Below are 20,208 nucleotides of genomic sequence, written 5' to 3' on the forward strand. Positions count from 1 at the left end.
TAATGTTCAGTGTAAAAAGTATTAATAATTGCAAATCAATTCGGAACTATTAAACTCGGAACTTGAACGTTGAATTATTTAGTAAATTCTGCCGGATCAATATTATGCGGATGGAAAGGAAACTTTTTGAAATCTTCTTTGCTCAGCACTACGGTTTCCGGGGTTTTATATTTATTCATTGCTTCCACCACATCATCCGGCGGTGTCGTCATTTTTCTCAGCATCATATCAATCCATACGCCTGTAGCCTCAGCGGTTGCACAGTGTGCCCCATCCGGAGTATAGAATTTGTGAACAAAACGGTAGATGGCTGAATCATCAGAACATCCGTCAATTTCTACGCTTACAATGACCGTCTGATCAGCATAAATTTCTTTGAAAAATGAATACCTTTCGTGCAGGATCACCGGTCCGATTCCCCATCTGCTTAACTGGGTAACCCCCATTTTTTCTTTGGTCATAAAAGCCATTCTGGCCTGGGCACAGTACTGAACGTATGATGAATTAGCCAGGTGCTTGTTTGCATCAAGATCACTCCAGCGTACTTCGAATGTATGGTAGAAAATCATGTAAAAGTCGTTTTTAGTATGATTAAATTATAATCTTCAAAAATACTCAAATAAGATGGTTTATAAAAATTGTACTTTTGGAAAAATAATCTTCAGCATAAGATTACCTATACATGAAAAAGATCATCATTATCGGAGGCGGTGCAGCAGGGTTTTTCTGTGCATCGAATCTTGACGAAAAGAAATATCACATTACGATTCTAGAGCAGAATTCAGACGTTCTGCAAAAGGTAAAGATCTCCGGAGGCGGGAGATGTAACGTTACGCATGCCTGTTTTGATCCCAGAGAACTGGTTCAGTTCTATCCGAGAGGGAATAAAGAATTATTAAGCGTTTTTACTAAATTTCAACCCGGAGATACCATGGAATGGTTTGATCAGCGCAATGTTCCGCTGAAAATTGAAAATGACAACAGAACTTTTCCTGAAAGCAATTCTTCCCAGACGATCATCAATACTTTCCTGAATGAAATCCAGAAGAAAAATATTGAAGTAAAAACAAAATGCACGGTAAAAGAAATTGAAAAACAGGATGAAAAGTATCTCATAAAGACCAATTCCGGAGATTTTGAAGCAGATTATGTAGTTTACACTACCGGAAGTTCACCAAAATCATTGAAAATTGTTGAAAACCTGGGGCACAAGATCGTTCCCCTCGTTCCTTCCCTTTTTACTTTCAATATTAAAGATGAACTTTTAAAAGATCTTCCGGGAACCAGTTTTGAAAATGCCGGCATCTCAATTCCTCAACTGAAAACAGATGAAAGCGGACCATTGCTGATTACGCACTGGGGACTTTCCGGGCCTGCAGTTCTGAAGATTTCTGCATGGGAAGCCATTAGTCTTGCAAAATTGAAGTATAACTTTGAAATTGAGGTCAATTTTGTCTCCATAGCCATAGATGATGCAGAAGAAATTTTCCAGGACTTTAAACAAAATAACCCTAAAAAGTCTATCGGACAATCTAAAATCTTTGATATTACCAACAGATTCTGGCAAAAAATCCTGGATATTTCAAAAATAGACCTCAACAAACAGGTGGCTAATATTTCAGGAAAGGAAATGCAGAAAATACTGGAAAATCTTTGTAAAAAGAAATTTCCGGTGACCGGAAAATCTACTTTTAAAGATGAATTTGTAACCGCCGGAGGCGTTGATTTAAAGGAAATTAACTTTAAAAACATGGCTTCAAAATTGCTCCCGAATTTTTATATTGCAGGTGAGGTCCTGAATATCGATGCGGTAACCGGAGGATTTAATTTTCAGGCCTGCTGGAGTGAGGGGTGGCTGATTGCACAGGATTTAAATGCCTTATAACGATGAAAAAACTATCATTATTACTATTTTTGATCGGATTTAATTTTGTCTTTGCACAGATACAGACAACAGAAACTCCTCCTCCTCAGGGTTCTCTCGGGAAGGGCCAGAAAAGCTATCAATCAGCTGAATACCCCGGAGGAATAAGTAAGCTACGGGTAGACATTAGTGAAAAGATCAATTTAAAGCGATTAAAAGGGCTAAAAGGGCGTTTTTATTCGCAAGCAAAATTTTCGGTTAATACTGAGGGCGAAATAGAAAATATAGTAGTAACCGGGGAGAATATTGATTTCAATAACGAAGTAGAAAGAGCCATAAAATCACTGAAAGCCAAATGGAAACCGGCAGAAAGTAACGGAATGCTTGTCTCTGCCCAATATACAGTTCCTTTACACTTGACTACTGAATAAAGAAATGGACAGTGTCGTAAAGGCTTTAAAAACAAAATGGAAACCAGCAACTAAAAATGGGCAGCCGGTTAAATCAACATATAAAATTCCTATGACTTTAAATCATTTATAAGCTTAACGGATTAAAATGCTATTGGTCAAAAAAAATATTTCTATATGCTTTAAAATCCTTTTACTCATTGGATTTGGATATTTCTTTTGGCTGATGCTGAAGATCACACTGGAATATATTCCTTTGGATCCTAATGTGAGTTTCTTAATGATCAAGCAGACTGAAGTTCACGAAAGACCAGAGTATCTTCCTTTTTTCTATACTCATGTTTATACCAGTATTTTTGTGCTGCTTTCCGGGTTTCTTGCTATTCTCAGGAAGAATTTCGGGGTAAAGAATTTTCATCGTACTGCCGGAAAAGTCTATATTTTTCTGATTCTGATCTGTGCTGCCCCTTCCGGAATTTATATGGGAATTTTTGCGAATGGCGGTATTTTATCAAAGATCTCATTTGTTGTTTTAGGTGCACTGTGGTGGTTTACGACTTATAAAGCTTATCAGCTGGCAAGGCAGAAACGGTTCGCGGAACACAAGCATTGGATGTGGCGGAGTTTTACTCTTACTTTATCAGCCGTCACCCTACGAATATGGAAAGTTATTATCGTATATTTATTCCACCCGAATCCTATGGATGTTTACCAGATCATTGCATGGCTCGGCTGGATCCCTAATATCCTTTTAATTGAATACTTAATCTCAAAAAAACATATATGAAAATCTTACATTACACTCTTGTCTCTTTGCTGGCCGTTTCTTTGGTAAGCTGCAAAAAAGATGGCAAAACTGATGGGAAAACAAAGGATTCCCTGACGGCAAAAAGAGACTCTGCCGTTATTCCCGAAGTTCACAAAGAATACTACGGAATCTACACCGGAGAATTTGCCGGAATGGAAAAAATGACTGATGACGATGGATCTGAATTCGACGGAACTGTTTACAAAAGAATCTCTCTGAAAATCAATAGGATTACAGAAGACAGTGTATACGGACAAAGCATCGTTAATGGAAACCAGCGCCCGATACGAGGTATTTTCAATGAAACCTCAAAGTCTTTCGTTCTGGATGAGCCCGGAAACGATAAAACAGACGGCAGATTTGAAGTAAAACTGGCTGGCGACAGCATGACTGGTAAATGGAATGCTTTCAATAAAAAAGCAGTAAAAGCCCCTTTAAAAACAATCAAATTAGCGAAGAAAGAATTTGTTTACAACCCGAATTTCATGCTTGATCCGGACTCCAATCTTGTAGACTGGAGCAACCCTAAAGATTTTGTAGAAAAATATACAGACAGTGACGGCAAAGCGGAAAGCTATACCATATCCAAAAACAGAGTAGCATCTGAGGCCGTCTTTACCCTGAATGCTTCCAAGCAGAAACTAGCTGAAAAAGATATCAAAAACCTGCGCAAACTGGATCTTGAGATCATTAAAAATTCTGTGTTTGCCAGACATGGTTACTCTTTCAAAAAAGAAACCTACAGAAACTTTTTTGAGCAGACTGACTGGTATATTCCTGTTTCCGGCAATGTAGATAAAGACCTTTCCCCTATGGAAAAAGAGAATGTAGCCCTTCTCAATCGATTTATCAAATATGCTGAAGACAAATATGACAGTTTTGGAAGATAATTTTAACGGCATGAAAAAATACCTGATATTTATGATAATGTTCTGGGCCATTTCAACTTTTGCCCAGATTACTCCGCCGCCTATTGACCCGTCTCCTAAACCGCAGGATACGTTAGCCAATTTTAAAAATCCGGAGTTCCCTGGCGGGCACAGAGCTTTTGTGCAGCAGTTTTTGAAAAACTTCCGCACCTCTATTCCTGCCAAGGAGAATATAAAAACCGCCAAGGTAATTGCTACATTTATAGTAGAGCCAGACGGCAGCATGAGCCAGTTTGCGATAGAATCATCTGAAAACGAGCTTGTAAAAAATGAATTCTTAAGAGCGCTGAAAATGGTAACCACCAAATGGGTTCCCGCAGAAAAAGACGGGGTGAAAGTGAAGGCAAAGATGAGACAACCTCTTGTTTTTGTTCTTGAATAGACAAAAAGGAAGCTGGAAAAGGGAGGATGGAAGTTAAAACCAGTCCTGATGCTTCATACATTCCTGATCTGGAGAACTTCCGCCTTTTTTAGTACAATCTATATTGAACTAATCTCATCTGTTTTTTGAGGCTTATATTTTACAAATAGGTACAGAACCAAGCCTCCTGCTGCATAGCACAGAATATCAATCCATGAAAATGAATTACCTATTATAATATACATCAGGCTTCCAGGACGGAAGCCTAGTTTTTCCGCGATCTTAAAATACTGGGCAAATTCTACCAGACAGGAAAAGATAAGGATTCCGAAAATCAGTTTTTCATTATTTACCCTGATAAAACTTTTTACCAGTGTATACAGAAGTATTACCACAATAACATCTCCAAGATAGACTCTTACAAAGAATATACCTGCCAGTTTTGTCGCGATGAGAATTTCTATCAGGAAGAGAAATAGGGTCAGAAGAAAGTATTTCAGATTGAATTTAAAGTTCATGGTTAGATTTTTGGGGTCATTAAAATTTTTAGCCATAAAAAATCGGTACTCTTAAGAATACCGATCTATAGCAAACCGTAAGGCAAATATATTTATTTCTTTACTTTTATGGTGCACCCGATAGCGACTGTTTTCTGCATTTTTACAGTTCCCTCTTTCAGCAGTGTAGTCACAGCATCCTGTACATAGTATTCTGAAACATCATTCGGGTTATCATAGTTATTGTCAATAGCCCCTATATATTTCACAATATTTTTCCCTTCTTCTTTCTTCAGCACAAAAACATGCGGGGTCTTGGTGGCTCCATACTGTGGATAGATTTTCTGTCCTTCATCCACCAGATAAGGAAAGGTGAATCCTTTCTGCTTGGCCCGGACAATCATTTCTTTATAGCCATCTTCCGGCTGTACATTGGGATCGTTAGGATTGATCGCAATTACCGGATATCCCTGATTTTTAAACTTTTCATCAAGTTCAATGATCCGGTCTTCATATTTTTTAGCATACGGACAATGATTACAGGTGAAAATGACAATAAATCCTTTAGCACTTTTAAAATCGCTTAGAGAAACCATTTTCCCGTCAACATTTTTCAGTTTAAAATCAGTGGCTTCGTCCCCTATTTCATAGCCTTTCACAGCAGAAGGAGCATTAGTTTCCACAGGGCTATTATCGTTATGATTGACCGCGGTGAAGCTTAGCAGCCCCAATCCGGTGATACATGCTGTTAGTAGAATTTTTAAATTTTTCATATTCTATTTTTATTGCAAATTGTCGTTAATTGTTTTTTCCAGCTCTTCCCTGCTCATTTCTCCATCATTGAAATATACTTTTTCCCCGTTTTTATAGAATAGGGTAACCGGAATATTTCCGTCCCAGTTTTTTTCAAACCTGGGAATCCATGTATTCATTCTTTTAATGTCATCCAGAAGAATCACCTCAGCAGTCAGGTTTTTATTTTTTATGAATTTCATTACCCTTTCTTTGTCAGCCAGCCTGTCAAGGGAAATCAGAATCATTTTAAATTTCGGATTCCCTGAGTTTTTGTTATTGATTTCCATAAAATGAGGAAGCTCTTTAACACAAGGAGCACAGGTGGTAGACCAGAAATTAACGACCAGCAGTTGATCATTTTCCTGCTGAATACGCTTTTCCAGTTCTTCATATTTCATTACTTTCAGGTCAGATTGCTGGGCTTTAAATACCGTGAAACTGAGAAAGATAAATAATAGTGTTATCCAATTCTTCATATTCAAAAATAACAAATTAATTCATTGGCCTGAAGTAAATCTTTACAATAGCCCGTTTTTTTACTTTATTACTATTCAGAAGACTGTATTTATTTCTTACACAATAATATTTTAATCACTCCGTTTTGAATTATACACAACCCAATCTAAATAATATGAAAAAATCAAGCATTCAAAAAAGAAAACTCACTAAAAGCGAGCTGAAAGAGATTAACGGAGGAGCCGGAGCATGCGCAGAAGGTTTATGCAAACTCAGAGGTGTAAGTCATTTTCTGATTATCGGGCCGAAAGGTAAAGACGGATACTGCTGTTAGTCTTATTCTCTGAAATAAAAAATGATTGGATTAACCTCCAATCATTTTTTTTATCGAATTCAGTTTCATTAAAGCTTCAATAGGTGTCAGCGTGTTGATATCTATTTTGGTAAGCTCTTCTCTGATATTTTCCAGGACCGGGTCATCCAGCTGGAAGAAAGAAAGCTGCATATTCTCTTCCGTTACCCGTTTGATGCTTTCCGAGGTATTTCCACCTTGAGTACGGCTCGCTTCAAGCGTTTTCAGGATCTCATTAGCCCTGTTGACTACTTTCGCAGGCATTCCGGCCAGTTTTGCCACATGAATACCAAAGCTGTGTTCACTTCCGCCCGGAATCAGTTTTCTTAAAAAGATGATATTCCCTTTATTTTCCTGGATAGAAACGTGGAAATTTTTAACACGGTCAAAATTTACCGTCATCTCGTTCAGTTCATGATAGTGTGTCGCGAACAGAGTCTTGGCCTGGCTTGGATGCTGGTGAAGATATTCTGCAATAGCCCATGCGATAGAAACCCCGTCATAGGTAGAGGTTCCTCTTCCTATCTCATCCAGAAGAATAAGGCTTCTTTCGGAAATATTGTTCAGGATATTGGCTGCTTCATTCATTTCTACCATGAATGTAGATTCTCCGGCAGAAATATTATCAGTGGCTCCTACTCTTGTAAAAATCTTGTCCAGCATTCCGATCTCTGCATGTTTGGCAGGCACAAAGCTCCCGATCTGCGCCAGAAGACATACAATTGCGGTCTGACGGAGGATCGCTGATTTACCAGCCATGTTCGGGCCTGTAACCATAATGATCTGCTGAGAATCTTTATCTAAAAAGATATCGTTCGGAATATATTTTTCCCCTAAAGGAAGGGCATTTTCAATAATCGGGTGCCTTGCTTCTTTAAGGTCTATTGCAAAACCGTCATTCAGAACAGGCTTGGTATAGCTCTCAGAAACAGCAAGCTCAGAAAGACCTGCAGCCACATCAAGCTGGGCAATAATATTGGAGTTCCCTTGGATCTGATCAATATAGATCATCGTTTCTGAACATACATTTCTGTACAGCTCATTCTCAAGAACTCCTATTTTTTCTTCAGCTCCCAGAATCTGGTTTTCATATTCTTTCAGCTCCTCGGTAATGTATCGCTCCGCATTCACAAGGGTTTGTTTTCTTACCCATTCACCCGGAACTTTATCTTTGTGCGTATTTCTTACTTCTATAAAATAGCCGAAAACATTATTAAAATCAATTTTCAGACTGGAAATTCCCGTTCTTTCGATCTCTCGTTGGCACATTTCATCCAGAAAGCCTCTTCCTTTACTTTGAAGACCTCTCAGACGGTCCAGTTCTTCTGAAACGCCCTCCTTAATGATATTTCCTTTTGAAATATTAACGGGAAGTTCTTCGTTGAGGCGGCTTTGCAAAAGTTTAATCAGTTCTTCCAGATCAAACAGCGGCTCCAGCCATGCCAGTACATCAGCATGAGGGTGAAGCAGTCCTTTTATTGTATGAATATTAATAAGGCTCTGACGCAGATATCCCAGTTCTTTTGGAGATATTTTCTCTGCAGCCAGTTTTCCCATCAGACGGTCAAGATCTGAAATGGATTTCAACAGCTGGCTGATCTCGTATTTAAGGCTGTCATTTTCGTTTAAAAAGTCGATCAGAGAAAGCCTTCTCATAATCTCTTCCACCGATTTTAAGGGAAGAATAATTCTTCTTCTCAACAATCTTCCTCCCATTGGAGTAGACGTTTTATCAATGATATCCAGAAGAGACTTCCCCTGAGGGTTGCTTGGATAAACAATTTCCAGATTTCTCAGGGTAAAACTGTCCATCATCAGGTAATCTTCCTGTGGAATGGTTTGCAATTTCGTAATATGGGCGAGCAGATTATGATGGGTATCTTCTACCAGATAAGCAAAAATAGCTCCTGCAGCTGTAATGGCCAGCGGAAGATTTTCTACCCCGAATCCCTTTAAAGAATTGGTCTTAAAATGAGAAGTTAGTTTTTCATAGGCAAAATTATACTGGAAAGCCCAGTCTTCAAGCTTAAAAGCACTTTTATTTTTCAGCTGTTCCGGCATCTGCATACTTCTCTGATAAATGATCTCACTTGGATCAAAAGTATTAACGATATGCAGAAGCTTGTCTAAATTTCCTTCGCTTACCAGAAATTCTCCGGTAGAAACATCTACCAAAGCGATTCCGTATTTTTCCTTTTCTTTATGCAGGGCAAGAAGAAAATTATTCTTTTTTGAATTCAGTACCTGATCATTAAAAGTAACCCCCGGTGTTACCAATTCTGTAACGCCTCTTTTTACAATTCCTTTCACCATTTTAGGGTCTTCCAGCTGATCACAGATGGCCACCCTCATTCCTGCTCTTACCAATTTGGGAAGATATGAGTCTACTGAATGGTGTGGAAATCCGGCCAATTCTATACTTCCATCTCCGTTTGCTCTTTTGGTAAGAACAATGCCCAGGATTTGGGATGTTTTCACGGCATCCTGCCCGAAAGTTTCATAAAAGTCCCCTACTCTGAACAGCAGAAGTGCATCAGGGTATTTTGCCTTGATGGTATTATACTGCGTCATTAGCGGGGTTTCCTTCTTCGTTTTTGCCATAATAAAAAATGAGGTCCAAATTTAAAAAAATAAATTCACGCTTTGTAATTTGTTCAGAAATTAATCGCCATCCGGAGATATTGTTTGATACTAATGTTCTTCAAAACAAAATATTTATCGTATTTTTCAGTAAAATAAACCATAATGATCTATCCGGTATTAGAAACTGAAAGACTTATCTTAAGGCAGCTTACTCCTGATGATGCAGAAGATCTGTTTGAATACTTTTCTCTTGATGAAGTAATGGAATATTATGACCTGGCTCCTTTTAAAACCATAGAAGACGCTCAGAATATCATCACTCATTTCAATGGTGAATTCGAGAAGGGAAAGGGATTCCGCTGGGCATTGGAGCTTAAATCTGAAAAGAGAGTCATCGGAACCTGCGGATATCACAACTGGCACAAAGAACATTATAAAGCTGAGATTGGATATGAGCTGAATCCAAAATTCTGGCGAAACTCATATATGAAAGAAGCTGTTCTTCCTATTTTAACCTTTGGGTTTGAAACCCTACAGCTTCACCGGGTAGATGCCTTCATCGATCCTGCCAATATTGCCTCTGAAAAACTTTTAAAATCTCTTAACTTTAAAGAAGAAGGTTTTCTCCGCGATTTCTTCTTTGAGAAAGGAAAGTTTGTGGATGCCAAAATTTTCGGATTGATTAATGAGTAAGGAAGAGGGAAGTTTTTGAAACCAGAAAAACAAAAGTACTTTTTCTTCAAATTTTCCCTATCTGATATTTAAAATCTATTGCTGCTCAAAAATAATGTTGAGAACAAATCAGAGCTTCCATCCTCCCTTTTCCTTCTTCCTGTCTAAAAAACTATTTCCCTGTTTTTAAATGTTTCTCCAACGCCTCTGAGCTTTTCTCATAGGCCCATTTCTGCTTATAGTTCACCCACTTTTCCTTAAACAGTTTACGCAGAATCTTATCTGTGTAACGCATGATAAAAACGTGGTACAGCATATTGGCAAAAACTTTCGGCTTGTTGGGAAGTGCTCTTAGTGAAAGGGAAAAACCCGGTTCAAGATAACGGTTGAAGTGCCAGAATGCTCCCGGAATAAAAAGGGCATCTCCGTGCTCCATAAAAATTTCATAGCCTTTGGCGTATTTCAATGCAGGGAATTTCTCGTAATCCGGATTTTCGTAATCCAGATCATAAATGGTATGAACAGATAATGGGACTTTATACAGGAAAGGAGACTGCTTTTGATCAAACAGCAGAATTCTCTTTTTTCCTTCAAAATGAATATGCATAAAATCACCCAGATCTACATCATAATGCATCAGAACGTGAGCTTCACTGCCTCCGAAAAACAATGTGGGAAGCCTTTTAAAAAACTTCATCCCCAGATCCGGATAAGTAAAGTTTTTCAGCAGTTCCGGCAGGCGGTCTGTGATAATGTAGAAAAAAATACGAAGGTCGGAGGGTTTGCTTTTAATAGTATCAATATACTCCTTCATTTTCATATGTGTTACCGGAGCGTCTGAACTTTTAGAGGCATCAGCCGGTCTATTATCATATAAAGGAACTTCCTGATCACCTGCTTTTTCACGGATATAGGCAAGATTCCATTTATCGAAAGCATCCCAGCGGCTTGCAAAATTTTTAATCAGAAGCGGCTTCTGCTTCCTGAAATAGTTGTTCTGAAAGTCTTCTTTGCTGATATCGTTTACAACATCTACATTTTCGAGGATCATTTTATTTTTCTGTTATTTAATGTGAAATAAAAATAGTGTTTTTTTAAAATCTGCAGAAACTTAAAGCTAATATTCGTTATCATTTTCCATCAATGACTTTCTCTTATCCTTGAAAACTATAGAATTTATGGGAGCTGAAAGATTATTTACCGAGACATTAAAAAAAATTTATGCCAAAGACACAAAATATTTTTAAAACAGGATGTCTCGTACGGAAAACAGATAAAATGAAAAAAAATTATATTTGTAATACCAAGTAAATTTATGAGAGTCTACAACACCAAACATTTCCTGAAAATCCTTTTCAGCTTACATAAAAGTGACACTTTAAAAATTCTGTTTCCTAGTATGGTTCTTGTAGGGTTATATTCCTGGGGAATTCAGTATTTAGAAGTTGAATATTTCCATTTGACGTCCAAATCCGCTGTCAGCAATGTAGGAATGATTCATTCTTTACTGGGATTTGTGTTGTCTCTTTTACTCGTTTTCAGAACTAACACGGCTTACGACCGATGGTGGGAAGGGAGAAAACTTTGGGGAAAATTAGTGAACGACACCAGAAACTTTGCCATAAAGATCAATACCATTCTTGGGGATAACCGCCAGGATGCAGAACAGATTTCACGATATTTAAAATATTTTCCTCACTTTTTAGCCAAGCACCTTTCCAAAGAATCTACGAGACTGGCTTTGGATGAAGATTATTCTGAAATTGAAAAATCACTTAAAAATCACGGGCCAAGTGAAATTATCATCCTTTTAAGCCATAAGCTGAACCAGTTGAAAAAAGAAGGTAAAATTTCAGAAATTGAAATGCTTTATCTGGACACCCAATTATCCGGCTTTCTGGAAGTATGCGGAGGATGTGAGAGAATTAAAAACACTCCGATTCCTTACTCTTATTCTTCTTTCATTAAGAAGTTCATTATCCTGTATGTATTTGCGCTTCCTATTGCTTATGTAATTACCATCGGGCTTTTCATGATCCCTCTTACCGTTTTTGTATATTACGTGCTGATGAGCCTTGAACTTATTGCAGAAGAGATTGAAGATCCTTTTAATAATGATGAAAATGATATTCCAATGGAAACATTAGCTCAGAATATCGAAAAAAATGTTCATCAGATCATGAGCAAAAAATAAGGAATCAGCCTTAAAGGTTGATTTCTTTGAGTTCTCCGTCCTGTTTTATTTCTACAAATTTACTCTCCCTGTTGGCGGCTGAGTAGCCATAGAAAAAAGTCTGATAAATTGGTGAAGAATACATATACCCTCCCATTCCGTTATAGGTATCTGTTCTTCCCGTCTGTTCCTGATAGCTGGCTGTTGCTGTGAAATTAACGATGGTTTCAAGATAATATTTCCCGGGTTTCAGTTTTTCAAATTTAAAACGTCCGTGATCATCCGTTAAGGCTTCAATTTTATATTTGAAGGCTTCTTCAGACATGTAAACCGTAGTTTTTTTGTTTTCATACTTCTTCCTCATGTTATAGAACTCTTCAAAATAAGGTGTTACAGGAAAAAGCATCACAACGGTTCCTTTGGGAGCATAATGTTTTGTTCCGAATACGGGTTTGATTCCCCAGTTATTTTTTTGTTTAGTGGAAGCAACCCCTTCTATGGTGGAATTTCCGAAGCTGAGCATATCCCGGGCTATCTTTTTATCAAAAAAAACCTGCGGAAAATAGGTATTTTGTGCCTTCATAAAAATAAAACCCAATACCAACAACAGTAAAACGGATATTTTTTTCATACTAATATTTTAAATCAAATATAACTATTTTGCTATTTTTGAAATAAAAAAATCTATGAAATACATTTTTCTGCTATTGATCTCTACTTCAACGTGGGTTATAGCACAAAAACCCTGTGGATTTAAAGACGGTTTACAGGATGGTTCCTGCAAAGATTTTTATGAAAACGGACAGGTAAAGCAGGTCGTGGAATGGAAAAAAGGTAAAATAGACGGAGACGCTGTATATTACTATGAGAACGGAAAAGTAAAGGCGAAAGGTGAAAACAAGAAAGGCTATAAGTCTAAAGAATGGACTTATTATGACCAAAACGGCGTTCTTGCCTCCAAAGAATATTTCAGAAATGGTGAAAAAAACATCTATGACGATAATTCTACAGCTACTTTCTACTCTCCGAACGGAAAAATAAATGAAGTCTCCAATTATAAATTCGGGAAACTGGATGGCGAGAGCAAGCTCTATCATGAAGACGGAAAATCTGTAAAACAGATTGGGTTCTATGAAAAAGGTCTGGCCCAGGGGAAATGGAAGGTTTATTATCCTTCGGGAAAGCTCCAGCGGGAAACGGAACTGGTCAACGACAAACGCCATGGAAACAGAATTCATTACCGTGAAGACGGAAGCATTGAAAAAACAGAAGTCTATAAAGACGGACAATTAATCTCTACAAAATAAAACATTGGTACAAAAATTAAAACTGGAAGAACTTAACAGAATTGATGTGGAAACGTTTAAAAAAGTTAAGAAAATTCCACTCGTTATTATCTTAGACAACATCAGAAGTATGCACAATGTAGGTGCGGCTTTCAGAACAGCGGATGCATTTCTTATTGAAAAAATTATTCTCTGTGGTATTACCCCTCAGCCTCCTCACCGTGAGATTCACAAAGCAGCACTGGGAGCTACAGAAAGTGTAGATTGGGGCCATGAAAGTGACATCAACACAGCGATCAGCGACTATAAAGCCCAGGGATATGAGATTATTGGCATTGAACAGACCTCCGACAGCAGAATGATTACTGATTTCAGCATCGACCCATCAAAGAAATATGCCCTGATCTTAGGGAATGAAGTGGAAGGAATCAGCGATGAAGCACTTCCGAATATTGATACTTTCCTTGAAATTCCTCAGCTGGGAACCAAACATTCTCTTAATGTAAGCGTATGCGGCGGAATCGTGATGTGGGAATTTGCAAAAGCCCTAAAATAAAAAAACTGCATATGTCCTTAGTAGACAGTGCAGTTTGAAATAAATCTAATAAAAAGTAAAAATGAAAGGCGACAAAGGTACCTTTTTTTTCTTTACAAACAAATTTTAATTTCATTTTTTTTATTTTTCCAGAAAAAAAGTTTTGTTTTCAGAAATTATTTCATTTAATTTTTTATAAATTAGCACAATGTTTATCAAGGACTATATCTCAAAGGACTTTCCGTGTTTTAGCCTGACTGACTCAATTGAATCAGCAAGAGATACATTAGAAGATTTTGGATATTCTCATGTTTTCATCAAAAAATCCCATCACTTCTACGGAGCTATCGCCAAAGATTTCCTGTATGAAGCCAATGGAGTTCTGAAAGATCTTGAACACCAGCTTGAACGATTTACGATTCTGGAGGATAGTAATCTGATGGACAGCATCCGTTTGTTCCATACCTTCAACGCTAATGTTATTCCGGTGATCAACAAAAATGAAAAATACCAGGGCTACATTACCAGTGAAGATATTTTTCAGGACCTGTCCCGTTATCCCCTGTTTTCTGAAAGCGGTGCTATCCTTACGATAGAAACCCCTGCAAGAAAGTATTCGATGACGGAAATCGCCAATATTGTAGAAAGCAATAATTCGAAATTTTACGGTGGATTTATCAGTTTTATATCGGATGAAGTCATTCATGTGACCATCAAGATCAGCCATGAAAATTTATCCTCGATAGACTCCACTTTTGACCGGTACGATTATAGAATCGTTGAAAAATTTTATTCTGATGAAAAATCAGATCTGTTTAAAAACCGGTTCGGATTTTTCCAAAAATTTATAGAAATCTAACATGAAGGCTGCCATATACTCCCAGAAAAAAGACCTCGATACTTTTTTATATTTAAGCAAGTTCATTTCTGAGCTTGAAAACAGAGGTGTAAAATCTGTTCTGTACGATGAAATGGCTGAGGCCCTTCAGTTTTCGAAGATATTTGAAACCTTCAACAATAAGCAGGATCTTCTGGATAAGAAAGTAGACCTGTTTTTTACTTTCGGAGGCGACGGAACCATTGTGAACTCGCTTACTTTCATTGAAGATCTTGAAATTCCGATTGTGGGAGTAAATACCGGGAGATTAGGATTTCTGGCAAGCTTTACCAAAGAAGAAGCATTCAAAGAGCTGGATGCCATTTTAAAAGGAGATGTTAAAACAAGCCGGCGTGCGGTTATTCAGGTTGTTTCACCAACATCTGATGATTTTTTCCCATATGCTCTGAATGACGTTACCGTTTCGAGAAAAGAAACCACCTCTATGATTACTGTAGACTCTTATATTAATGATGAGTTTCTGAATGTTTTCTGGGGTGACGGGGTTATTGTTTCTACTCCTACAGGTTCTACCGCTTATTCTTTAAGCTGTGGCGGCCCGATCATTTCCCCGAATAACGAGAATTTCGTCATCACTCCTATTGCCCCTCACAATCTGAATGTGAGACCTTTAGTTGTGAATGACAGGGTGGAGATCAAATTTAAAGTAGAAAGCAGAGTTCCTCAATATTCCCTTTCTTTGGATTCCAGGCTGATTCATATTGAAACTGATAAAGAAATTATCATCAAAAAGGCGGATTTCCAGATCCTTCTGGTACAGCCTAACCATTTAAGCTTCTACGAAACGATCCGTCAGAAACTGCTTTGGGGCAGGGACAAAAGAAATTAGTAATTCCTCAAAAATGATTACCTTTACAGGAATTTAAAAACGCCTAATAATAAAAATAAAAAGTAAAACATGAGCAGAATTTTTCCGGCAGGAGTTGCCACAGGTCAGTTAGTTACCGACATTTTTCAGTACGCTAAAGAAAACAAATTTGCACTGCCTGCAGTAAACGTAATTGGTTCTAGCAACGTAAACGCTACGATGGAAACTGCAGCAAAATTAAATTCACCTGTTATTATCCAGTTTTCAAACGGAGGCGCTGCCTTCAACGCAGGGAAAGGATTAAGCAATGACGGACAGAAAGCTGCTATCTTAGGAGCAATTGCCGGAGCAAAGCATATTCACACTTTAGCAGAAGCTTACGGAGCAACTGTAATTTTACATACAGACCACTGTGCCAAGAAATTATTACCTTGGATTGACGGACTAATGGATGCTAATGAAGAATTCTTCAAACAAACCGGAAAATCTCTTTATTCATCCCACATGCTTGATCTTTCTGAAGAATCTTTAGAAGAGAACTTAGACATTTCAGTTCAATATTTTGAAAGAATGGCTAAACTTCAGATGACTCTTGAAGTAGAGATCGGAGTAACAGGAGGTGAAGAAGACGGTGTTGACAATTCAGACGTAGACAATTCAAAACTATACACACAGCCGGAAGATATCGCTTATACTTACGAAAAACTAAAAGCGATTTCTGATAACTTTACCATCGCTGCTGCTTTTGGTAACGTACACGGAGTTTACAAGCCAGGAAATGTGGTTCTTACACCAAAAATCCTTGACAACTCTCAGAAATATGTTCAGGAGAAATTCGGAACAGCAGACAAGCCGATCAATTTCGTATTCCACGGAGGTTCTGGTTCTACATTAGAAGAAATCAGAGAAGCGATCGACTACGGAGTGATCAAAATGAACATTGATACTGACCTTCAGTTTGCTTATACAGAAGGGGTTAGAGATTATATGGTAAACAACATCGATTACCTGAGATCACAAATCGGAAACCCTGAAGGAGAAGAAAAACCTAACAAGAAATTCTACGACCCGAGAGTATGGGTTAGAAAAGGTGAGGAAACTTTCTCTACAAGACTGGTAAAAGCGTTTGAAGATTTAAATAACGTAAATACTTTAAAATAAGAACTGTACATTTGTATTAATGTAAAAACATCCATCAGGACACGTTTACATTAATACATTTTACATTTATACATTAATACTAATATAAAATGGCATTCGACTGGTTTAAAAGAAAAGCAAAAAACATTACCACCTCTACTGATGAAAAAAAGGATGTTCCTAAAGGCCTATGGCACCAGACTCCATCAGGAAAAATAGTGGAACATGATGAACTGAAGAGAAACAATTACGTTTCTCCTGAAGACGGATTTCATGTAAGAATAGGAAGTGCAGAATTTTTTGAGATCCTTTTTGACGAAGGTAAGTTCACAGAACTGGATGCCAATGTTGAAAGTATTGATATCCTGAACTTCAAAGATACAAAGCCTTATAAAGACCGTTTAAAGGAAGTAAAAGCCAAAACAAAGCTTACTGACTCTATCCGAAATGCAGTAGGAACCGTAAAAGGAACCGAAATGGTGGTTTCATGTATGGATTTCGCTTTCATTGGAGGATCTTTAGGTTCTGTAATGGGTGAAAAGATCAGAAGGGCGGTAGATTATTGTATCGCTAACAAACTTCCGTATATGATCATTTGTCAGTCCGGAGGAGCGAGAATGCAGGAAGCAACGTATTCCCTGATGCAGCTTGCTAAAGTTCAGGCTAAATTGGCCCAGCTTTCAGAAGCCGGACTTTTATACATCGCTTATCTGTGTGACCCTACTTTTGGAGGGATTACCGCTTCTTTCGCCATGACGGCTGACATTATTATGGCTGAGCCGGGTGCACTGATCGGTTTTGCAGGTCCTAGAGTAATCCGTGAAACCATCGGAAGAGACCTTCCGGAAGGCTTCCAGACCTCTGAATTCCTGCAGGAAAAAGGATTTGTAGACTTCATTGTTAAAAGAACAGAAATTCAGGATACTGTAGCAAAAACAGTTAATTTATTAGCCGTAAAAGCATAGTATCTGTAACAAAAACAATACAATCTCTCTCTAATTGGGGAGAGATTTTTATTTATGAGGACTTTTAAGATATTTTTTAATACCATCCGAAGTATGAGCTTTAAAAAGATTATGCGTCTTTTATCGCTTATCCTTCCTCATCCTCTTTTTGCTTTACTAAGCTTTCATGCAACGGTAAAGGCTTTTGCCATCGCGCAGAAAAAATTTCCCGAAACCGCCTCTAATAACGGAATTGGAAACTCTTTCAGACACGCACTATGGTGTTGTTTCATCATGATGTACTGCTGTAAGGTTTCTTCTCCTGAAAAAGCACTGGATTTCTGTAAAAGAATGACCGATATGCATGAAGAACTCTTTCCCAATAAGCCTTTAGAAACCAAAATGGATCTTCATAACAACAAAATCGGTATGGATTATTTTATGGAACTCCTTCCGGGAATTCACCGTCAGTTTTTTGAAAAAAGTTTTTTTATAGATGGCCTAGTTAAAAAAATGGATGAGGCCAAAGTCCTGAAGAACCTTGATGATGATTTTGAAGGACATCTTGTCTACCTGGAAGAGTAAATTACTTTATTTTCACGCATAGAATACGCAAAAAAATCTATAAAACTCTAACGGGTATCACATTAAAACAGATGATTTTCAAAAACTTAAAAGCATTCCTCAACAGAATCCTATTAACTTTATAGAAACATGACTCTTTAAATCTTCTGGGGTCTTTTGCGGTTTAAAGTATTTTTAATAAGTTTAATCAATTAAATCAATCAGATGGTTCTCAGCAGAATTTGGTCGGCTTTTATTATTATTGCCATTGCCATTGCCAGTATAAAATACATTTCATCCAGTCACTACAAGACCATTTTCAACGATATGGTGGTGGGAAAAGGTGGTGATACGGTTCAGATTGCCGCTCAGCCAATGAACAGCCTCTCTCCTATTGTTAAGGACAGCCTGATGAAAAAAAATGATTTTGCAGACAGCAGAATTCATTATAAAACAGATTCTTTAAAACAAAATGTAAAAGTTTACCGCGTTCAGGAAGCAGATGGTGTGATCGGAACCTCCGAAACAGCCGTAAAGATCTGTATTGGATTGATTGGAATTATGACATTATTCATGGGGTTCATGAGTATTGCTGAAAAAGCTGGCGGAATTAACCTTTTAAGCCGTTTTATTCAGCCTTTTTTCTCCAAATTATTCCCCGACATTCCTAAAAACCATCCGGCTTTCGGGCATATGCTGATGAATTTCAGTGCCAACCTTCTCGGTCTGGACAACGCTGCAACTCCTTTCGGCCTTAAAGCGATGGAAAGTCTTCAGACTTTAAACCCGAATAAAGATACCGCCAGTAATTCACAGATCATGTTTCTGTGTCTCCATGCGGGCGGAATGACGCTGATTCCGGTTTCCATTATTGCGATCAGAGCATCAATGGGATCCAAAACCCCGACAGATATTTTCCTTCCGTGTATGATCGCTACTTTTGCCGCAACAATGGCTGCGATGATTATTGTATCCTTGTATCAGAAGATCAACCTTCTTCGTCCGATAGTGATTGCTTATGTAGGTGGAATTTCTGCTATAATCGGGCTTCTCGTGCTCTATCTGGTTCGTTTAAGCAAAGATGAACTGGATGATTTCAGTAAAGTACTCAGCAACGGTCTTATTTTGTTTATTTTCCTTGCGATCGTATTAGGAGCTGTTTATAAAAAGATCAATGTTTTTGATGCGTTTATTGAAGGAGCCAAAGAAGGTTTCACCACCTGTGTGAAGATCATCCCTTATCTGGTAGGAATGCTGATCGCGATTTCATTACTCAGAACTTCCGGTGTTTTTGATGTAATCATCGACGGAATGAAATGGGTAGCGAATACCGCCGGTTTCGATCCAAGATTCGTAGACGGACTTCCTACAGCTCTGATCAAACCTTTATCCGGTTCGGGAGCCAGAGGAATGATGGTAGATACTATGGCCACTTTTGGGGCAGACAGCTTCCAGGGTAAACTGGCAGCCGTGCTTCAGGGAAGCTCAGATACGACGTTTTATGTGATTGCCGTATATTTTGGAGCCGTAGCTGTAAAGAACACGAGATACACCGTAATTGCTATGCTTCTGGCCGATTTGGTTGGAGTTATTACATCGATTGCATTGGCTTATCTGTTTTTTGCTTGATGAGTTATTAAAAACAGGAACAATATAAACTTTTAGGAGGAAAAATAAATAACTTTATAAAATACGTTCAATTAAACTGGCGAACATAACCAGTAACAAATAAAAACATCATGATTACAGATAAAGAATTCACATTAAGACTGATCCGCCAGTTAACTCAGGCATTGGAAAAACTGATTTTGGATAAACCGGAAGAAAGCCTGATGCAGAAAGAGCTTGATTTCGATACGCTGATGAGAGATATTTTCAAAATGAGTTTTACTGAGGTTTCTTCGATGACTAAAGAAGAAATGATCGCTCTTGTCAACGAAAGACAGGAAAGAGATCGCAAAGACTACTACGAAATGCTGGGAAACCTTTTCTATTTTAAAGGAAAACAAGATCAGAACAATGATTTTCTGGATAAGGCCCAAACGTTTTATGAGCTCTATCTTCAGACCAGCGGCATTTTTGCCCTTCCGGTCATCAACAGAATTAATGAAATAAAAAAAGCACTTGAATAAA

The 20,208-nt window shown here is 37.9% G+C and carries 24 protein-coding genes; 17 read left to right on the forward strand and 7 right to left on the reverse strand.

The annotated features are described in order from the left end of the window. Positions 1-74: 74 nt before the first annotated feature. Positions 75-569: a thioesterase family protein gene (locus J2Y40_RS10425; RefSeq protein WP_153396993.1), complete on the reverse strand. Its 495-nt coding sequence runs from the start codon at positions 567-569 to the stop codon at positions 75-77. Between the two features lie 113 nt (positions 570-682). Between J2Y40_RS10425 and J2Y40_RS10430 the strand changes: the two genes are divergently transcribed. The 5 genes from J2Y40_RS10430 to J2Y40_RS10450 all read left to right on the forward strand — a co-directional run bounded on the left by J2Y40_RS10430 (position 683) and on the right by J2Y40_RS10450 (position 4,393). Continuing rightward, on the forward strand, positions 683-1,885 hold the full coding sequence (locus tag J2Y40_RS10430; protein ID WP_309998811.1) for an NAD(P)/FAD-dependent oxidoreductase: 1,203 nt from the start codon (positions 683-685) through the stop codon (positions 1,883-1,885). A 2-nt stretch (positions 1,886-1,887) separates the two neighbouring features. Then, positions 1,888-2,295, forward strand: coding sequence for a hypothetical protein (locus tag J2Y40_RS10435; RefSeq protein WP_309998813.1), 408 nt, complete (start codon positions 1,888-1,890; stop codon positions 2,293-2,295). A 127-nt stretch (positions 2,296-2,422) separates the two neighbouring features. Next, positions 2,423-3,061, forward strand: a complete 639-nt coding sequence (locus tag J2Y40_RS10440; RefSeq protein ID WP_309998815.1) for a DUF2306 domain-containing protein — start codon at positions 2,423-2,425, stop codon at positions 3,059-3,061. Further along, positions 3,058-3,972, forward strand: a complete 915-nt coding sequence (locus tag J2Y40_RS10445; RefSeq protein WP_309998817.1) for a YARHG domain-containing protein — start codon at positions 3,058-3,060, stop codon at positions 3,970-3,972. Before J2Y40_RS10440 ends, J2Y40_RS10445 begins: the two co-directional genes overlap by 4 nt. A 31-nt stretch (positions 3,973-4,003) precedes the next feature. Next, entirely contained in the window at positions 4,004-4,393 is a 390-nt protein-coding gene (locus J2Y40_RS10450) for an energy transducer TonB (RefSeq protein ID WP_185151987.1), read from the forward strand. A gap of 98 nt (positions 4,394-4,491) precedes the next feature. Here the strand turns inward: J2Y40_RS10450 and J2Y40_RS10455 are convergent, their stop codons facing one another. The 3 genes from J2Y40_RS10455 to J2Y40_RS10465 form a co-directional block, all read right to left on the reverse strand. Beyond that, the gene (locus J2Y40_RS10455) at positions 4,492-4,890 is read right to left on the reverse strand and encodes a DUF2809 domain-containing protein (RefSeq protein ID WP_309998818.1); all 399 of its coding nucleotides are present in this window, start codon (positions 4,888-4,890) and stop codon (positions 4,492-4,494) included. 92 nt (positions 4,891-4,982) lie between these two features. Further along, positions 4,983-5,642, reverse strand: coding sequence for a thioredoxin family protein (locus J2Y40_RS10460; protein WP_309998820.1), 660 nt, complete (start codon positions 5,640-5,642; stop codon positions 4,983-4,985). 9 nt (positions 5,643-5,651) lie between these two features. Then, positions 5,652-6,140, reverse strand: a complete 489-nt coding sequence (locus J2Y40_RS10465; protein WP_153396980.1) for a TlpA disulfide reductase family protein — start codon at positions 6,138-6,140, stop codon at positions 5,652-5,654. Between the two features lie 155 nt (positions 6,141-6,295). Between J2Y40_RS10465 and J2Y40_RS10470 the strand changes: the two genes are divergently transcribed. Next, positions 6,296-6,454 carry a hypothetical protein gene (locus tag J2Y40_RS10470; protein WP_153396978.1) on the forward strand — a complete coding sequence of 53 codons (159 nt, stop codon included), beginning with the start codon at positions 6,296-6,298 and terminating at the stop codon, positions 6,452-6,454. A gap of 30 nt (positions 6,455-6,484) precedes the next feature. On the opposite strand, the gene mutS is transcribed toward J2Y40_RS10470, so the two are convergent. Beyond that, positions 6,485-9,073 (reverse strand): DNA mismatch repair protein MutS, encoded by a 2,589-nt coding sequence (gene mutS / locus J2Y40_RS10475; RefSeq protein ID WP_309998823.1) that lies wholly within the window; start codon positions 9,071-9,073, stop codon positions 6,485-6,487. A gap of 144 nt (positions 9,074-9,217) precedes the next feature. Here mutS and J2Y40_RS10480 point away from each other — a divergent pair, with 144 nt between their 5' ends. Further along, a complete protein-coding gene (locus tag J2Y40_RS10480) occupies positions 9,218-9,748 on the forward strand; it encodes a GNAT family N-acetyltransferase (protein WP_309998827.1) in 531 nt (176 codons plus the stop codon). A gap of 151 nt (positions 9,749-9,899) precedes the next feature. Here J2Y40_RS10480 and J2Y40_RS10485 read toward each other — a convergent pair whose 3' ends face one another. Continuing rightward, complete coding sequence (locus J2Y40_RS10485) at positions 9,900-10,778, reverse strand: cupin-like domain-containing protein (RefSeq protein ID WP_153396972.1); 879 nt, start codon at positions 10,776-10,778, stop codon at positions 9,900-9,902. A gap of 264 nt (positions 10,779-11,042) precedes the next feature. On the opposite strand from J2Y40_RS10485, the gene J2Y40_RS10490 reads away from it, so the two are divergent. Beyond that, the gene (locus tag J2Y40_RS10490) at positions 11,043-11,921 is read left to right on the forward strand and encodes a bestrophin family protein (RefSeq protein ID WP_153396970.1); all 879 of its coding nucleotides are present in this window, start codon (positions 11,043-11,045) and stop codon (positions 11,919-11,921) included. A gap of 10 nt (positions 11,922-11,931) precedes the next feature. Here the strand turns inward: J2Y40_RS10490 and J2Y40_RS10495 are convergent, their stop codons facing one another. After that, the gene (locus J2Y40_RS10495) at positions 11,932-12,531 is read right to left on the reverse strand and encodes a hypothetical protein (protein WP_153396968.1); all 600 of its coding nucleotides are present in this window, start codon (positions 12,529-12,531) and stop codon (positions 11,932-11,934) included. Between the two features lie 55 nt (positions 12,532-12,586). Between J2Y40_RS10495 and J2Y40_RS10500 the strand changes: the two genes are divergently transcribed. The 9 genes from J2Y40_RS10500 to J2Y40_RS10540 all read left to right on the forward strand — a co-directional run bounded on the left by J2Y40_RS10500 (position 12,587) and on the right by J2Y40_RS10540 (position 20,207). Beyond that, positions 12,587-13,207 (forward strand): toxin-antitoxin system YwqK family antitoxin, encoded by a 621-nt coding sequence (locus J2Y40_RS10500; RefSeq protein ID WP_309998832.1) that lies wholly within the window; start codon positions 12,587-12,589, stop codon positions 13,205-13,207. 4 nt (positions 13,208-13,211) lie between these two features. After that, positions 13,212-13,742, forward strand: a complete 531-nt coding sequence (locus tag J2Y40_RS10505) for an RNA methyltransferase (protein ID WP_153396964.1) — start codon at positions 13,212-13,214, stop codon at positions 13,740-13,742. A gap of 187 nt (positions 13,743-13,929) precedes the next feature. Continuing rightward, positions 13,930-14,580 (forward strand): CBS domain-containing protein, encoded by a 651-nt coding sequence (locus J2Y40_RS10510; protein ID WP_153396962.1) that lies wholly within the window; start codon positions 13,930-13,932, stop codon positions 14,578-14,580. A gap of 1 nt (position 14,581) precedes the next feature. Next, on the forward strand, positions 14,582-15,448 hold the full coding sequence (locus J2Y40_RS10515; RefSeq protein WP_153396960.1) for an NAD kinase: 867 nt from the start codon (positions 14,582-14,584) through the stop codon (positions 15,446-15,448). A gap of 69 nt (positions 15,449-15,517) precedes the next feature. Then, positions 15,518-16,588 (forward strand): class II fructose-bisphosphate aldolase, encoded by a 1,071-nt coding sequence (gene fbaA, locus J2Y40_RS10520; RefSeq protein WP_153396959.1) that lies wholly within the window; start codon positions 15,518-15,520, stop codon positions 16,586-16,588. An 89-nt stretch (positions 16,589-16,677) separates the two neighbouring features. Further along, entirely contained in the window at positions 16,678-17,532 is an 855-nt protein-coding gene (gene accD, locus J2Y40_RS10525; RefSeq protein ID WP_153396957.1) for an acetyl-CoA carboxylase, carboxyltransferase subunit beta, read from the forward strand. Positions 17,533-17,586: 54 nt separating this feature from the next. Then, on the forward strand, positions 17,587-18,096 hold the full coding sequence (locus J2Y40_RS10530) for a DUF6973 domain-containing protein (RefSeq protein ID WP_153396955.1): 510 nt from the start codon (positions 17,587-17,589) through the stop codon (positions 18,094-18,096). Between the two features lie 204 nt (positions 18,097-18,300). Continuing rightward, positions 18,301-19,704: a nucleoside recognition domain-containing protein gene (locus J2Y40_RS10535; protein WP_153396953.1), complete on the forward strand. Its 1,404-nt coding sequence runs from the start codon at positions 18,301-18,303 to the stop codon at positions 19,702-19,704. A 110-nt stretch (positions 19,705-19,814) separates the two neighbouring features. Beyond that, the gene (locus tag J2Y40_RS10540) at positions 19,815-20,207 is read left to right on the forward strand and encodes a hypothetical protein (RefSeq protein ID WP_153396951.1); all 393 of its coding nucleotides are present in this window, start codon (positions 19,815-19,817) and stop codon (positions 20,205-20,207) included. Position 20,208 lies beyond the last annotated feature (1 nt).

This window comes from Chryseobacterium sp. 2987, from assembly GCF_031456375.1.
Classification (GTDB): domain Bacteria; phylum Bacteroidota; class Bacteroidia; order Flavobacteriales; family Weeksellaceae; genus Chryseobacterium; species Chryseobacterium vaccae.

Bases quoted from the DNA above. Each gene is read 5' to 3' on its own strand.
- fbaA (WP_153396959.1), top strand. From the start codon at position 15,518: ATGAGCAGAATTTTTCCGGCAGGAGTTGCCACAGGTCAGTTAGTTACC.
- J2Y40_RS10435 (WP_309998813.1), top strand. From the start codon at position 1,888: ATGAAAAAACTATCATTATTACTATTTTTGATCGGATTTAATTTTGTC.
- J2Y40_RS10485 (WP_153396972.1), bottom strand. From the start codon at position 10,778: ATGATCCTCGAAAATGTAGATGTTGTAAACGATATCAGCAAAGAAGAC.
- J2Y40_RS10480 (WP_309998827.1), top strand. From the start codon at position 9,218: ATGATCTATCCGGTATTAGAAACTGAAAGACTTATCTTAAGGCAGCTT.
- J2Y40_RS10535 (WP_153396953.1), top strand. From the start codon at position 18,301: ATGGTTCTCAGCAGAATTTGGTCGGCTTTTATTATTATTGCCATTGCC.
- J2Y40_RS10530 (WP_153396955.1), top strand. From the start codon at position 17,587: ATGAGGACTTTTAAGATATTTTTTAATACCATCCGAAGTATGAGCTTT.
- mutS (WP_309998823.1), bottom strand. From the start codon at position 9,073: ATGGCAAAAACGAAGAAGGAAACCCCGCTAATGACGCAGTATAATACC.
- J2Y40_RS10515 (WP_153396960.1), top strand. From the start codon at position 14,582: ATGAAGGCTGCCATATACTCCCAGAAAAAAGACCTCGATACTTTTTTA.
- J2Y40_RS10455 (WP_309998818.1), bottom strand. From the start codon at position 4,890: ATGAACTTTAAATTCAATCTGAAATACTTTCTTCTGACCCTATTTCTC.
- J2Y40_RS10450 (WP_185151987.1), top strand. From the start codon at position 4,004: ATGATAATGTTCTGGGCCATTTCAACTTTTGCCCAGATTACTCCGCCG.
- J2Y40_RS10430 (WP_309998811.1), top strand. From the start codon at position 683: ATGAAAAAGATCATCATTATCGGAGGCGGTGCAGCAGGGTTTTTCTGT.
- J2Y40_RS10445 (WP_309998817.1), top strand. From the start codon at position 3,058: ATGAAAATCTTACATTACACTCTTGTCTCTTTGCTGGCCGTTTCTTTG.
- J2Y40_RS10490 (WP_153396970.1), top strand. From the start codon at position 11,043: ATGAGAGTCTACAACACCAAACATTTCCTGAAAATCCTTTTCAGCTTA.
- J2Y40_RS10470 (WP_153396978.1), top strand. From the start codon at position 6,296: ATGAAAAAATCAAGCATTCAAAAAAGAAAACTCACTAAAAGCGAGCTG.
- J2Y40_RS10510 (WP_153396962.1), top strand. From the start codon at position 13,930: ATGTTTATCAAGGACTATATCTCAAAGGACTTTCCGTGTTTTAGCCTG.
- J2Y40_RS10540 (WP_153396951.1), top strand. From the start codon at position 19,815: ATGATTACAGATAAAGAATTCACATTAAGACTGATCCGCCAGTTAACT.
- J2Y40_RS10500 (WP_309998832.1), top strand. From the start codon at position 12,587: ATGAAATACATTTTTCTGCTATTGATCTCTACTTCAACGTGGGTTATA.
- J2Y40_RS10465 (WP_153396980.1), bottom strand. From the start codon at position 6,140: ATGAAGAATTGGATAACACTATTATTTATCTTTCTCAGTTTCACGGTA.
- accD (WP_153396957.1), top strand. From the start codon at position 16,678: ATGGCATTCGACTGGTTTAAAAGAAAAGCAAAAAACATTACCACCTCT.
- J2Y40_RS10460 (WP_309998820.1), bottom strand. From the start codon at position 5,642: ATGAAAAATTTAAAAATTCTACTAACAGCATGTATCACCGGATTGGGG.
- J2Y40_RS10440 (WP_309998815.1), top strand. From the start codon at position 2,423: ATGCTATTGGTCAAAAAAAATATTTCTATATGCTTTAAAATCCTTTTA.
- J2Y40_RS10495 (WP_153396968.1), bottom strand. From the start codon at position 12,531: ATGAAAAAAATATCCGTTTTACTGTTGTTGGTATTGGGTTTTATTTTT.
- J2Y40_RS10425 (WP_153396993.1), bottom strand. From the start codon at position 569: ATGATTTTCTACCATACATTCGAAGTACGCTGGAGTGATCTTGATGCA.